This window comes from Variovorax sp. KBW07 (genome assembly GCF_003852515.1).
Taxonomy (GTDB): Bacteria; Pseudomonadota; Gammaproteobacteria; order Burkholderiales; family Burkholderiaceae_C; genus Variovorax.
This window is the reverse complement of record NZ_QAJK01000074.1, coordinates 1-14,031: the sequence shown is the minus strand read 5'-3', so window position 1 is coordinate 14,031 and position 14,031 is coordinate 1. Positions and strand designations below refer to the sequence as shown.

The 14,031-nt window shown below is 67.3% G+C and carries 12 protein-coding genes; 3 read left to right on the top strand and 9 right to left on the bottom strand.

The annotated features are described in order from the left end of the window. Positions 1-54: 54 nt before the first annotated feature. Together DBV14_RS16000 and DBV14_RS15995 are read right to left on the bottom strand one after the other, a co-directional pair. Entirely contained in the window at positions 55-882 is an 828-nt protein-coding gene (locus DBV14_RS16000; protein WP_124460146.1) for an SDR family oxidoreductase, read from the bottom strand. An 89-nt stretch (positions 883-971) separates the two neighbouring features. Continuing rightward, positions 972-1,919: a GlxA family transcriptional regulator gene (locus DBV14_RS15995; protein WP_124460145.1), complete on the bottom strand. Its 948-nt coding sequence runs from the start codon at positions 1,917-1,919 to the stop codon at positions 972-974. 158 nt (positions 1,920-2,077) lie between these two features. On the opposite strand from DBV14_RS15995, the gene DBV14_RS15990 reads away from it, so the two are divergent. Then, a complete protein-coding gene (locus DBV14_RS15990) occupies positions 2,078-3,334 on the top strand; it encodes an MFS transporter (RefSeq protein WP_260397070.1) in 1,257 nt (418 codons plus the stop codon). 36 nt (positions 3,335-3,370) lie between these two features. On the opposite strand, the gene DBV14_RS15985 is transcribed toward DBV14_RS15990, so the two are convergent. From DBV14_RS15985 to DBV14_RS15975, 3 genes are all read right to left on the bottom strand, one after another. Beyond that, positions 3,371-5,911 (bottom strand): penicillin acylase family protein, encoded by a 2,541-nt coding sequence (locus tag DBV14_RS15985; RefSeq protein WP_124460144.1) that lies wholly within the window; start codon positions 5,909-5,911, stop codon positions 3,371-3,373. A gap of 118 nt (positions 5,912-6,029) precedes the next feature. Further along, on the bottom strand, positions 6,030-6,839 hold the full coding sequence (locus DBV14_RS15980) for a helix-turn-helix domain-containing protein (protein ID WP_124460143.1): 810 nt from the start codon (positions 6,837-6,839) through the stop codon (positions 6,030-6,032). Positions 6,840-6,926: 87 nt separating this feature from the next. Further along, positions 6,927-7,889 carry a LysR substrate-binding domain-containing protein gene (locus tag DBV14_RS15975; RefSeq protein ID WP_124460142.1) on the bottom strand — a complete coding sequence of 321 codons (963 nt, stop codon included), beginning with the start codon at positions 7,887-7,889 and terminating at the stop codon, positions 6,927-6,929. A gap of 97 nt (positions 7,890-7,986) precedes the next feature. Here DBV14_RS15975 and DBV14_RS15970 point away from each other — a divergent pair, with 97 nt between their 5' ends. After that, positions 7,987-9,297 (top strand): MFS transporter, encoded by a 1,311-nt coding sequence (locus DBV14_RS15970; RefSeq protein ID WP_124460141.1) that lies wholly within the window; start codon positions 7,987-7,989, stop codon positions 9,295-9,297. Here DBV14_RS15970 and DBV14_RS15965 read toward each other — a convergent pair. Further along, entirely contained in the window at positions 9,258-10,325 is a 1,068-nt protein-coding gene (locus tag DBV14_RS15965; protein ID WP_124460140.1) for an adenosine deaminase, read from the bottom strand. The genes DBV14_RS15970 and DBV14_RS15965 overlap by 40 nt on opposite strands. 151 nt (positions 10,326-10,476) lie before the next feature. Here DBV14_RS15965 and DBV14_RS15960 point away from each other — a divergent pair, with 151 nt between their 5' ends. Further along, a complete protein-coding gene (locus DBV14_RS15960) occupies positions 10,477-10,866 on the top strand; it encodes a nuclear transport factor 2 family protein (RefSeq protein ID WP_124460139.1) in 390 nt (129 codons plus the stop codon). 31 nt (positions 10,867-10,897) lie between these two features. On the opposite strand, the gene DBV14_RS15955 is transcribed toward DBV14_RS15960, so the two are convergent. From DBV14_RS15955 to DBV14_RS15945, 3 genes are all read right to left on the bottom strand, one after another. Next, positions 10,898-11,545, bottom strand: coding sequence for a hypothetical protein (locus tag DBV14_RS15955; RefSeq protein WP_124460138.1), 648 nt, complete (start codon positions 11,543-11,545; stop codon positions 10,898-10,900). A 91-nt stretch (positions 11,546-11,636) separates the two neighbouring features. After that, entirely contained in the window at positions 11,637-12,809 is a 1,173-nt protein-coding gene (locus DBV14_RS15950) for a BMP family ABC transporter substrate-binding protein (RefSeq protein WP_124460137.1), read from the bottom strand. A 50-nt stretch (positions 12,810-12,859) separates the two neighbouring features. Continuing rightward, positions 12,860-13,780 (bottom strand): ABC transporter permease, encoded by a 921-nt coding sequence (locus DBV14_RS15945; protein ID WP_124460136.1) that lies wholly within the window; start codon positions 13,778-13,780, stop codon positions 12,860-12,862. Positions 13,781-14,031 lie beyond the last annotated feature (251 nt).

Genomic DNA, 14,031 nt, shown 5'->3' with positions numbered 1-14,031 from the left:
TTTTAGTGCCGGGCCTTGCCAGGCCCTGTCTGCCCATTGCGTCCGGCCATTGCATCAGGCCGGCACGGCAGCCCCTGTGCGCGGGCCCGCCACGCCATAGCGCGGCGCGGGCACCGCGCTCGAAAGCCGGCCCGAAATGGCACGGCGCGCCGCCTCGAAAGCATCCCATTCGGCCTGGCTCGGCAGCGACGGAATGGTGACCTGCTCGCCCTGGTCGAGCCCCGCCAGCGCCGCGTCGACCATGTCTTCGGCGGTCATGACGATCTCGCTCGGCAGGTGCTGCACCGGCAGGCCCGCAATGCCCCAGAACTCGGTGGCGGTGGCGCCCGGCAGCACGGCCTGCACGCGCACGCCCTTGTCGCCCAGTTCATGCTGCAACGACTGGCTGAACGCAAGCACGAATGCCTTGCTGCCGCCATACACGCCGTTGAGCGTTTCGGGCGACACCGCCACGATGGACGCGATGTTGATGAGCGTCCCCGCACCCCGCGCCACGAAGCCCGGCACGGCCGCGTAGGTCAGGCGCGTGAGCGCATTCACGTTGATGGCAATCATCTCTTCCATCTTGTCGATGTCCGAGGCGAGCAGCGGCGCGGTGGCGCCCACGCCGGCGTTGTTCACCAGCAGCGTGAGCTCGCGGTTGGTGCGAATGGCGGCATCGACCCGCGCGATGTCTTTCTTGTTCGTGAGGTCGGCGGCAATCGTCTCGACCTTGCGGCCCGTCTCCGCAGCAAGCCTGGCGGCCAGTGCCTGCAGGCGCTCCTGGTTTCGCGCGACCAGCACGAGGTCGAAGCCGCGGCGGGCCAGCCGGTCGGCATAGATGGCGCCGATGCCTGAAGAAGCGCCGGTGATGAGGGCGGTGCCCTTGGATGTCGCAGTCATTGGAGGTTCCTTTTGAAGCCGCGTCGTTGCGGCGTGAAGGGAAGTTTCCTCCGTCAGACCAATGGCGTAAATGTCATATAAACCTCGTTTTATGCCATCTCCGTGACTTGCCTCGCCACCCGTCGAACGGCCTGCGGTGGCTGGCCCAGCGTGCGCAGGAAAGCACGCCGCATGCGCTCGGGATCGCCAAAGCCCGTTTCATCGGCCACCACGCCGAGCGCCAGCCCGCCTGCATCGATCAGTGCCTTCGCCGCTTCCACGCGCAGGTGCTCCACGGCCTGCGCGGGCGACTGGCCGGTTTCCGACTTGAAGGCGCGGCTGAACTGGCGCGGGCTCAGGTGCGCCACCTCGGCAAGCTCTTCCACCGACAGCGCGTCGCGCAGGTTGGCGCGTGCATGCACCAGCGCCTGCTGGATACGGTCGGACTTCGGTTCGAGCTCCAGCAGCGCCGAGTATTGAGACTGCCCGCCCGCCCTGCGGTGATACACGACCAGGTTCTTCGCCACCATGCGCGCGGCCTCGACGCCCAGGTCGGCCTCCACCAGCGCCAGCATCAGGTCGATGCCCGCCGTCATGCCGGCCGAAGTCCAGAGCGTGCCGTCGTTGATGAAGATGCGGTCGGGCTGCACCATGGCGAGCGGGTGGCGCTTCTGCAGTTCCTGCGCGAAGGCCCAGTGCGTGGTCACGCGCCGGCCATCGAGCAGGCCGGCGTCGGCCAGTCCGAAGGCGCCGGTGCAGATGCTCGCCAGCCGGCGCGAGCTGCGCGCGCCCGCGCGCAGCATCCTGCACAGCGTGTCCGACGTGGGCTCGATGGTGAGCGCGCCGGTCATCATCAGCGTATCGAACTTCGAGGCGGTGAACCGTTTCGTCTCGACGCCGATACCGGACGAACTGGGCGTCGGCCCGCCGGTTTCGGAAAGCAGCTCGACCCTGTAGAACGGCTGGCCCACGTGCTTGTTCGCCAGCTCGAACGCGGCAACGGCCGCCAGGTCAAGGATCTGGAAACCCGGAAAAACGACGACGGCGATGCGCTTCATCACGATGTCCTGAAAAGAGGGTTCTCAAATATTCAGGACAACAGGCTACGTGACATCCCGATCCCGGTCAAACGGCCGCCATGCGCCGCACGCGATGGGTGGCGCCGCGAATCGGCAAGCGCCAGGCCGGCCGTGCCGCCACACAATGGGTTCGCTCCATGACGAACCCGACAACAAGCGCCGCGCGCCGCGAACCCGCGCCAACCCCCACCACGAGCGATGCCAACGAACACTGGCAGCGCAACCTTGCCGTCTGCATGTTCGGCGCCTTCACCACCATCGTGGCGATGACGCTGCTGCTGCCCTTCCTGCCGCTCTACGTCGAGCAACTGGGCGTGAAGGACCACGCCGCCATCGTGCAGTGGTCGGGCGTGGCCTACGGCGCGACCTTCTTCACCGCCGCGCTGGTGGCGCCGCTGTGGGGCTGGCTGGCCGACCGCTACGGCCGCAAGCCGATGCTGATTCGCGCCAGCCTCGGCATGGCGGTGGCGATGGCGCTGATCGGCATGGCCACCAACGTGTGGCAGTTGGTGGGCCTGCGGCTGCTCGCGGGCCTGCTGGGTGGCTACGCCTCGGGCTCGATGGTGCTGGTCGCCACGCAGACGCCCAAGGCGCGCACCGGCTGGGCGCTGGGCACCATGTCGTCGGCCATCATGGCGGGCAACCTCGTGGGGCCGCTGGTCGGTGGCGTGCTGCCGCCGCTGATCGGCATTCGCGCCACCTTCTTCGCGGCGGGCGCGATGATCTTCGTGGCCTTCCTGGCCACCGCCTTCCTGATTCGCGAAAAGAAGAAAGCACCTGCTGCTGCCAAGCAACGCGGTGAGCCTGGCGGCAGCGGCTGGGCCGCGATTCCCGACAAGCGCCCGCTGGTCGCGATGCTCTTCACCGGCATGCTGCTGATGCTGGCCAACATGTCGATCGAGCCGATCATCACGGTCTATGTCGCGACGCTGGTGGAAGACCCCCAACGCGTGACGCTGATGGCCGGCCTGGTGATGTCGGCGGCCGCGCTCGGCAGCATTCTGTCGGCCTCGCGGCTGGGCAAGCTGGCCGACCGCGTGGGGCACTGGAACGTGATCGTCGGCTGCCTCGCGGTGTCGGCGCTGCTGCTGGTTCCGCAGGCCTTCGTCACCTCGGGCTGGCAGCTGGTGGTGCTGCGCTTCCTGATGGGGCTGTCGCTCGGCGGGCTGCTGCCGTGCATTGCGAGCGTGATCCGCCACAACGTGCCGGAGAACGTGGCGGGCAACATGCTGGGCTACTCGACCTCGGCGCAGTACACCGGCCAGGTCGCGGGCCCGCTGCTCGGCGGCTTGGTGGGCGGGCACATCGGCATGCGCGCCGTGTTCCTCGGCACCTGCGTGCTGATGGCCGCGGGTGCCGGATGGAACTGGCTGGCGAAGCGGCGGCAGCCTTGAGCCGCCACCGCCTCGCCACGCTGCGACGTTGCAGCCTTACTCGCTGATGACCGCGCTGCTGTAGGCCGCGTCGGCCTTGATCTCCGACTCCGAGAACGGCACCTTCAGCCACTGCCCGCCGCTGTAGGCACGGGTGTAGTCGCCGTTGTGCGCCGACGCGGGATCGTCCGACAGCGAGAAGGTCAGGAAGGTGTGCGCCTCCACGCCGCCTTCGGGGAAGCGCACGATCTGCATGTAGCTGTTGCCGTTCGGGTTTCCGTCCATGCTGTAGCCGCCCTTGTCGAGGCGGTTCTCGGAGCACGCGATGGTGAAGTAGCCCGGCCCGCCGCAGCCGCCGTACAGCGGGATCTTCTTGCCGCCGCGCGTGGCGAAGAGGTAGTCGCCGCGCGGCGCATCGAACGCGTAGCCGCTGGCTTCGATGCGGGCGATGGCGGCACCGAAGGCAGGCTCCAGCAGCGCCTTCGCACTGGCATTCAGTTCGCGCGGCGTGTTGACCGGATCGTTCGCGTCGAAAGGCTTGTCGTAGGCGGTCGACGGCAGCTTCACGCGGTTCCAGAACTCATCCCACACATGCGCGCCCCGTGCGCCGGTCACGCCGGTGTTGTCCCAGGCCTGCAGTGCGGCGCAAGCCGCTGCGGTGTTGACCGTGCGGCCGACAACCGTCGCGTCCAGCGGGTCGTTGGCGAAGGTGGCCGTCGGCGAAGCGCACAGCATCGCCACCGCCTGGTCCTTGAACAGTTCCGCTGTCAGCACGCGGCTGTTGAGCACCATGCGCTTCACGGTGTCGACCGTCGCGCCCTTGGTGCCGTAGCTGTCGGCGCCGTCGATGCGGCCCTGCGCCAGCACGTTGCCCAGGCGGGTGCGGAAGCTGACCTCGGCGCTGGTCGGGCCCATGATGGCCGGGTAGCCGGTCAACGGCTGCTTCGGATTCGCCAGCCAGTAGCTGTCGTTCATGTTGGCCACGTAGTCGTCGCGCATCAGGCTGGGCATGCGCGACGCGCCGATGGCGCCCTTCTGTGCAGAGTCGGCATCGGTCTGCCAGTCGCAGGCGCTGCGCGAGCCGTCGAAGATCGGCACGACCGCCATGCTCGGCACCTTGGTCTTCAACACGGTGCCCACCGGCGTGGTGCAGCTCGCCACCTGGTCCGGCGACACGTTGGGCACGGCGCCGATGTCGGCATACCAGGCCTTGGCGCTGCCACGGCCCACGGCCACGGTGTTGACCCACGGAATGGCCGCTTCCTCGCGCTGGATGGCGGTGAACTCGTCGAGCGACTTCGCCTGGTTCCAGCGCAGCCAGTTGCGGAAGGTGCGGTAGTTCTCGCCGTTGATGTCGCGGATGGCGAAAGCCATGGTCTGGTTCCAGGCCAGCGTCGAGTCCAGCGCGCCGAGATTGACCATCGGCCCGTACTCCGACTTGTAGAGCGTGCGCGTCACGGGCGCCACGCTGCCGTCGCCCTGCTTCACCTTCACCGTGATCTGCGTCGCCTGCATCTTCACCGCGCTGCCATCACGCATGTAGCTGGTCGGGTCGCCCGAGGCGAGCTTGAGCTCGTAGAAACCGAAACGCTTTGCCGTCGACACCGTATGGCTCCACGCGATGTTGTCGTTGAAGCCGATGAGCATCACCGGAATGCCCAGGAACGACGTGCCGCTGATGTTGAGCTTGCCCGGAATCGTGAGCTGCACCTGGTAGAAGCGGTCGGGCCCGCGCCAGTACCAGTGCGGGTTGCCGAACAGCAGCGGGCTCGCGTCGCCGGTGGCGGCGGTGCCGAAGCCGATCATGTTGCTGCCCACGCCCTCCTTGCCGCCGACCTGCAGCTCGGGCATGGCGATGTCGCGCGCGGCGAGTTGCAGCGCGTGGTGGTGCGGGTGCTGCTTCTTGCCGCTGCTGCCGGCACCGCGTGCCGCCACCTTCGCCGGCCCCACCGCGGCGGGCGCGATGGCATTGGCGATGTTCGGCAGGAAGTTGCTGTAGCCGCCCGCGAGATTGGCCGCATACATGCGGCGGAAGATGTCGTCGGTGGTGATGGGCTGCACCCAGGCCTCGGTGCGGCACGCGGCATGCGCGTTGCCGCCGGCCTTCGCGTCGCGCACGTAGCGGTTGTAGCCCGCCGCAAAACCTTCGACCAGCTTCTTCAGCTCGTCGGGTTGGGCATCGATCATTTTCTTCAGCACGTCGGCCGAGATCACGTGCCGGTGAAAGAAGTCGGAGTCGATGTTCTTCGGCCGCGAGATGGTGCTGCTGGCCACCAGTTGCGCGTCACCTCCGAGGTACTGCGAGCGCTCGCCGCGGTAGGTGAGGAACGAGTCGGCCATGGTGCACAGGTTGTCTTGCGCCTGTGCGTAGCCATAGCCGTAGCCCGCGCCGGCCCAGGTGTCGGCCTTGATGTGCGGCACGCCCATGGCGGTGCGGCGGATCTCGGCCTTGTAGGTGGCCTCGGCCGGCGGGCTCGGTGGCAACGGCAGGAACGAAAAGCCGTTGCCTCCGCCACCGCCGCAAGCGGTCAGGGTGGCGGCCGCGGCGAGCGCGAGCAGGGACAGCGGCATGGCGCCGCGACGGATGATTTTTCTCATGATGTCTCCAGGTGGTGCTCTCTTGGCGGAGCACTCCGGAGCTTAGGCACGGCCCTTGGCAGCCGCTTGAACGCAGCCGCTGTGCTGCCTAGGGTTTGGCCCTAGTGGCCCTGGGCAGCTAGGCAGGCGCGCCGTTGCGCCCCCACGCGTGCGAGGCCTGCTCGTCCGCCGTCACGCGCACCTGGTTCGCCAGGAACGAAGGCGCCAGGCCGAAGTAGCGCTGGAAGGTGCGGCTCATGTGCGCCGCATCGGTGAAGCCGCTGACCAGTGCCACGTCGGTCAGTGGCCGGTGCCCGGTGAACTGCTGCACCGTGCGGCGCACCTTGGTCCACAGCGCATAGCGCTTGACCGACACGCCCACCTGCTCGGCGAACAGGTGCGTCAGGCGGTCGGGCGACAGGCAGGCCACCACCGACAGCTCGCGCAGCTGGATCTGGCCGGCATTCGCGCGGATGGCCTCCAGCACGCGTTCGATGCGCTTGTCGATGGGCGCTTCAATCTCGGGGTGCTCGGTGATGGCCTCGACCATTTGCGCGCTCAGCGCCTGCAGCCTGCGGTCGGACAGCAGGCCGCGCTGCGCCGGTTCGAAGTCGTCGCGCAGCCGGCCGAAGCGCCGCGCGTCGATGGGCTGGATGCCATGCCCACCCATGTGCCTGGCGAGCATGCGGTAGGCGCTGGAGGCGGGGTCGAGGTTGAGCGACAGCAGGCCCGAGCCATCGACGTCGAGCCGGCGCGACACATGCGGCGCCACCAGTGCGGCGGTGCAGCGCACCCGCGTGCCATCGACCGCTTCGAGCGTGAACGGATGGCCACTGACCGACGCCAGCAGCGTGGCCGACGAACGCGCCGTCAGGCCCGAGTGGATCGCCGGTGTGATGTAGAGAAACCTGTCATCCCAAAGGTGCAGAAAGTTCTGTTGCGTGGCCATGCCGTGTCACTTTTGTTTTTGTCTCCAGCGGCGGATTCTCATGCATTGGGCTGAAGGGAATGCAAGAGATTGCATTCCCTTCAGCATTCAGTGCAGCGCCGGCGCTTCGGCCTGCACGTGCTGGCGCACGGCCTCCAGCAGCAGCGTGGCGAGGCGGCTCACGGGCGCCTCGGCGGTGGCCTGCGCGCGGTACAGCGCCAGCGACATCTGCGGCAGCGCCGGCAAGCCGACCGCGCCGCGGTCGATGCCGCGCACGTGCGAAGGCAGCCCGAACGGCGTGCGCACGGTCAGGCCCAGGCCGGCCGACGCGGCGGCCCACAGCGCCGCCAGGCTGGCACTGGTGAACGCGTGGCGCCAAGGCACGCCGGCGCGGTCGAGCGCGGCGGTCACGATGTCGCGCAGCGGGCACGGCGCATCGAGCAGCACCAGCGGCAACGGCTCCTTGCTCTTGCTCTTGCTGTTACGCGCACCGCTGCCGCGGCGCTCGCGTTCGGTCCACCAGGCAGCGTCGAGCATGTCGGGCGAGCGCGGGCCGATCCATTGCAGCGGCAGCCGCGCCACGCGCTCGGCATGCGGCGACATCGGCTGGTCGCCTGCGTCCCAGGCCAGCGCGAGGTCGAGCTGGCGCAGCTCGAGCCGTTCGCGCAGCTCGGCGCTGCGCGCCACGCAGGCCTCGATGCGCACCTTGGGGTGCGCGCGCGCAAAGCGGCCGAGCACCGCGGGCAGCAGCGTCTCGCCGAAGTCTTCCTGCAGGCCGAGCCGCACCCAGCCCTGCAGGTCGGCACCGCGCATGGCGGCGCCCGCCTCTTCGTTGAGCTCGAGCATGCGGTGGGCGTAGGCCAGCAGGGTTTCGCCGGCGTCAGTCAGCTCCAGCCCGCGGCCGGCCTTGCGGAACAGCACCGTGCCGGCCTGCGCCTCCAGCTTCTTGAGCTGGGCGCTCACGGCCGACGTGGAGCGCCCCAGCCGGTCGGCCGCGCGGGCATAGCTGCCGAGCGCGATGCCGGTGGAAAAGCTGCGCAGCACATCGAGATCGAACATCACCTGGGACATGGTTTCTTCCTTTTCCAATCGTCCTGTTTTTTGGAACGATCCGCTCATTATTTTCTGATTTTCAAAACCTTTGCAACGGCGGACACTGCACCGCAACATGACCCATTCATCGCACTCCCCTTCGTTTTCGCCCCGCCACCGCTGGAAGGTGCTGGCCGCGGGCGTGGCCGCCAACGCGGCGTTCTCGGTGGCCTTCAGCGGCATTCCGATGACCGCGGTGCTCATGCGCACCGGCTACCAGCTCGACAACGCCACGCTCGGCCTGGTGCTCGGCCTCATGGGCCTGGGCATTGCCGTGAGCGAGCTGCCCTGGGGCCTGCTGACCGACCGCTGGGGCGACCGACCCGTGCTGCTGCTCGGGCTGGGCAGCACCGCCATCGCGCTGCTGGCGATGGCGCTGTGGGCCGCCCCGGGCGCGCAGCACATTCCCGGCCTGGGCTGGCTCGCGGCCGGCCTGCTGCTGGTCGGCCTGCTGGGCGGCAGCGTCAACGGCGCCAGCGGCCGCGCGGTCATGACCTGGTTCGACGCCGGCGAACGCGGGCTCGCCATGAGCATCCGCCAGACGGCCGTGCCACTGGGTGGTGGCATCGGCGCGCTGGTGCTGCCCTTCGTGGCGCTGCACTTCGGCTTTGCCGCGCTCTACGGCCTGCTGGCGCTGCTGTGCGCGCTGAGCGCGGCCATGAGCTGGGCCTGGGTGCACGAGCCGCCCATCGTGCGACACGCCAAGGGCGCGGCTGAAACAGTCGCCGCGCCGAAGAGCGGCCCGCTGCGCGACGCCCGCGTCTGGCGCATCGTGCTGGGCATCGGCATCCTGTGCGCGCCGCAGTTCGCGGTGCTGTCTTTCGGCACCGTGTTCCTGCACGACTTCGGTCATGCGAGCTTTGCGACCATCACCGCCACCATGGTCTTCACGCAGGTCGGCGCGATGGTCATGCGCGTGTGGAGCGGACGCTGGACCGATCGCCGCCGCAACCGCCCGGCCTACCTGCGCGCCTGCAGCGCGCTCAGCGTGGCGCTGTTCGCGGGGCTGGCGGTGCTGGTGATGGCGGCCGGCACACACGTTGCCGACTCATCGGCGCTGCGCATCGCACTGGTCGTGCTGCTGGCTGTGAGCGGCGTCTGCGTGTCGGCCTGGCACGGCGTGGCCTACACCGAGCTCGCCACGCTGGCCGGCGCGGCCCGTGCGGGCACCGCCCTCGGCATGGCGAACACCAGCGTCTTCCTGGTGTGCTTCGTCACGCCCTTCTCGATTCCGCACCTGCTGGCGCTGCAAGGATGGCCGCTGGTGTGGCTGGCCGCCAGCGCCTGTGCGCTGGTGGCAATGCCGCTGCTGGTGCCGCGTGCCGCCGTTGTAGCGGCACCGGCCGATCAGAAGCTTGCGAAGACGGCGTTGAGCCGGTCCACGTAAGCGCGCTTGGCGGCTGCGTCGATGAAGCTGCCTTCGAAGCTGTTCGCCGCGAGCTGCCAGGCCTGCTGCACATTCAGCCCGGTGGCCGCGAAGGTCTGCGTGAAGTTCTCGTTCATGTAGCCGCCGAAGTAGGCCGGGTCGTCCGAGTTCACGGTGGCGACCAGGCCCGCGTCGAGCAGCGCGCCCAGGTTGTGCTTCGACAGGTCGGGGAACACGCAGAGCTTGAGGTTCGACAGCGGGCACACCGTCAGCGGAATGCGGTCTTGCGCCAGCCGCTTCATCAGCGCCGGGTCTTTGGCGCTCTGCACGCCGTGGTCGACACGCTCCACCTTCAGCACGTCGAGCGCGCTCCACACGTATTCCGGCGGGCCCTCTTCGCCCGCATGCGCCACCAGATGAAAGCCCAGCTCGCGGCAGCGCGCGAACACCCGCGTGAACTTTTCCGGCGGATGGCCGAGCTCGCTCGAATCGAGGCCCACGCCGATGAACAGGTCGCGAAACGGCAGCGCCTGTTCCAGCGTTTCGAAGGCGTCTTCTTCGCTCAGGTGGCGCAGGAAGCACAGGATGAGCGTGGCGCTCACGCCCAGCCTGGGCTGCGCATCGACGCACGCGCGGTGCAGGCCCCTGACCACCGTTTCCATCGACACGCCGCGCGCCGTGTGCGTCTGCGGGTCGAAGAACATCTCGGTGTGCACCACGTTGTCGGCCGCGGCGCGCTCCAGGTAGGCCCAGGCCATGTCGTAGAAATCCTGTTCCTTCAGCAGCACGCTGGCGCCGGCGTAGTAGATGTCCAGGAAGCTCTGCAGGTTGGTGAAGGCGTAGGCGCGGCGCAGGTCTTCGACGCTGGCATACGGAATGGCCACGCCGTTGCGCTGCGCGAGCGCGAAGATCAGCTCGGGCTCGAGCGAGCCTTCGATGTGCATGTGCAGCTCGGCCTTGGGCATGGCGCGCAACAGCTCTGGCAGGCGCTCGGCGGGGATCTTGCTGGCAAGGGTCTTGTCGAAGACGGGGCGAAGAAAGTCGGTCATGGTGGGGAAATCGGCGTTGTGATCCCGCACAGCATAAGCGCAGCCGTCGCGCAGGCGATCATTGGAAACATATAGCTTCGATAGACTGCCCTTCCCTGTGCTTTCCCCGAATTTTCACTGAACTTTCACTGCAGCTAGAGGAGACAAACGCATGCCCATCGACACCCTCGCCACCTGGCACCGGCTCGTCAAGGAACGCGACGCGGCCGGCCTGGACGCCCTGCTCGACGAAGAAGCCGTTTTTCATTCGCCGGTGGTGCACAAGCCCCAGGTCGGCAAGAGCATCACGAAGAAGTACCTGTCGGCGGCCTTCCAGGTGTTCTTCACCGAGAACTTCCGCTACGTGCGCGAACTCAAGGGCGAACGCGATGCCGTGCTGGAATTCGAGCTCGAGCTTGATGGCATCGTCATCAACGGCGTCGACATGATGAAGTGGAACGACGCCGGGAAGATCACCGAATTCAAGGTGATGCTGCGGCCCTTGAAGGCGGTGAACCTGATCCATCAGAAGATGGGGGCGATGCTGCAGGCGGGGCAGTAGAAAAGAAGAGCGCCGCCGCGCCTGCTGACCCTCAATAGAACGGCTTCAGGCTTTCCGGGCTGCAGGTCGGCTCGACGGCATAGTCGAAATGCATGTAGAGGTGGGCCTGCGGTTTCCCGTTGCTCGACTGCAGAAGGTGCGCGCCCTCGCTGCTGGTGCAGACCTCGGGGAACGCCTTGTTGCCAGTGGCGCCGGCCAGGAACGCCTGCTCGCCGAGAAACGAAGGCTCCCCGCCTGCCTTGAGCACCAACGCCGCACCAATGAACGGCAGCGGATCGGGCGTCGCGACCGCCGGCAAGGCGTAGGCCCTGACACGCCGCTCCCGCAGTTCGTCGGACACGTCGGTTCGCCGCAAAGGGCCACCAACGATCCGCAGCGGCACACAGCACCTTGCCTTGCCCTGCGCATCGGCGTATTGCGCAATGAGCCGGTCATGGCGGCTCAATCGTTGTGTCGTGAACACCGTTCGTTGCCCGTCCGGCCTGACTTCGATCAGTGCCGCGGGCGGCTGGGCGGCCGACGCAATGGCGGCGGTTGCCGACAGTGCCATCACGAGAAGAAGTCGCCGTTTTTCAACGACCATTGCCATCGAGCCTGGGTCCGGGCGAAGGCCCGCCCTGAAGCGCTGTCGCCATGTCGTTTTCTCCCTGAATGTCTTGTAGATGAAATGCGAAATCATCGTAGCGACACGGCCCTTCCGAAACGACAACGGGCCACGCCTTTTCAGGAGTGGCCCGTGAACTAATCAGCCCGCTTGGGCTTTTGCTCTATTACTTCTTGTCGCCGCCCGGCACCTTGCCTTCCACGCCCTTGACGTAGAAGTTGATGCCCGTCAGGAACTTGTCGTCGGCCACGGCGTCCTTGGCGACCACTTCCTTGCCGTCCTGGCCGAGGATGGGGCCCTTCCAGATCACGAAGCTGCCGTCTTTCAGGCCCTTCTTCACTTCCTCGACCTTGGCCTTGGCTTCGGCCGGCACGTCTTCGGCGATCGACACGAGGTCGATGGCGCCTTCCTTCACGCCCCACCAGCTCTGGCCGGTGGCCCACTTGCCGTCGAGCGCGTCCTGCGTGGCCTTGATGTAGTACGGCGCCCAGTTGATGGTGGCCGAGCCCAGGTGGGCCTTGGGACCGTAGGCGGTCATGTCGGAATCCCAGCCGAAGGCGCGCTTGCCCTTCTCTTGTGCGGTCTTCAGCACGGCGGGCGAGTCGGTGTTCTGGAACAGCACGTCGGCGCCGCCGTTGATGAGGGCGGTGGCCGCTTCGGTTTCCTTCGGCGGGCTGAACCATTCGTTGACCCACACGACCTTGGTGGTGATCTTCGGGTTGACCGACTGCGCACCCAGCGTGAAGCTGTTGATGTTGCGCAGCACTTCGGGAATGGGCACCGAGCCGACCACGCCGAGGGTGTTGCTCTTGGTCATGGCACCGGCAATGACGCCGGCCATGTACGCGCCTTCATACGTGCGGCTGTCGTAGGTGCGCATGTTCTCGGCGGTCTTGTAGCCGGTGGCGTGCTCGAACTTCACGTCCTTGCTGTCGGCCGCGACCTTGAGCATGGGCTCCATGTAGCCGAAGGTGGTGCCGAAGATCAGCTTGTTGCCCTGGCCGACCATGTCGCGGAACACGCGCTCGGCGTCGGCGCCTTCGGGCACGCTCTCCACGAAGGTGGTCTTGATCTTGTCGCCGAATTCTTTTTCGAGCGCCTTGCGGCCGTTGTCGTGCGCGAAGGTCCAGCCGCCGTCGCCGACCGGTCCGATGTATGCGAATGCGATGTTGAGCGGCGCCGCCGGAGCCGGTGCCGCAGCAGCGGGTGCTGGAGCCGGCGCGGGGGCCGCGGCCGGAGCTGCCGCTTCTTCTTTCTTGCCGCAGCCGATCAGGGCCGCCGAAGCGACCGCCGTGAGGGCGGCCAGCTTGAGCAGGGAGCGCTTGTTCAGATCATTCATTGTCGGAAATCCTCAAAAAGGACAGGTTGGCGGGAAAACGAAAAACGCGATTATGAGCCGGGGTAGAACGGTTTCCCAATGGAAGCCGGCATGTTGATACGGATGAAGGCGGGGTTACGCGAGATCAGCGCCAGCACCACGATGGGCGCGATGTACTGGAGCATGCTGAGGAACTGGGGCGGCACGTCGACACCGCTGCTCTGCAGGTGAAAGCCCAGCATCGTGACGCCGCCGAAGAGGTAGGCGCCCAGCAGCACGCGAATGGGCCGCCAGGTGGCAAAGGTGGTGAGCGCCAGCGCGATCCAGCCGCGCCCCGCGACCATGCCTTCGACCCACAGGGGCGTGTAGACGGTCGACAGGTAGGCCCCCGCCAGGCCGCAAAGTGCGCCGCCGGCAATGACGGCCATGAAGCGGATGCGCCGCACGGGGTAGCCGAGCGCATGGGCCGACTCGGGCGATTCGCCGACCGAGCGCAGCACGAGGCCGGCGCGGGTGCGGTACAGGAACCAGATGAGCCCGACGGTGAGCAGCACGGCGAAGTACACCATCGGGTGGTGTCGGAAGAGCGCAGGGCCGACGAGCGGAATGTCGGCCAGCACGGGTATCGCGTACGGCACGCTCTCGGGCAGCTTGGCCTGCACGAAGTTGATGCCGGCGAAGGCCGAGAAGCCGACGCCGAACAAGCTGAGTGCGAGTCCGGTGGCGTACTGGTTGGTGTTGAGCCAGATGACGAGCACGCCGAAGAAGGCCGCGAGCAAAGCGCCCGCCGCCATGCCCGCCAGGAAGCCGAGCCAGGGGTTGTGGGTGATGACCACCGTCGCGAAACCCGCGATGGCGGCGCAGAGCATCATGCCCTCGGCGCCGAGGTTGACGATGCCGGCTTTCTCGTTGATGAGCAGGCCGAGTGCCGCGATGGCGAGCACGGTGCCTGCGCTCAGTGTCGAGCCGAGCAGGAGTGCGTAGCTGTCCATTTTTCAGTTGCTCCAGCGCGGGTTGTGTTGCGGGCGTTTGTGTTCTGCGGGCTCTTGTTCTTGGCGCATTTGTCGGGGGCGCGTGCGACTGACACCGGGTACTCCCCTCCGCGAATGTCCCCCGCTTCGCTCCTCCTTTATTTCGCTGCGGGGAGCACCCGATGCAATTCGCACATGGACACGCTCTGCGCTTGCGGCCGATCAACAAGTGCTCTGATGTCGCTCACGCTGGCGGTGTGCTCTGCGCAGCG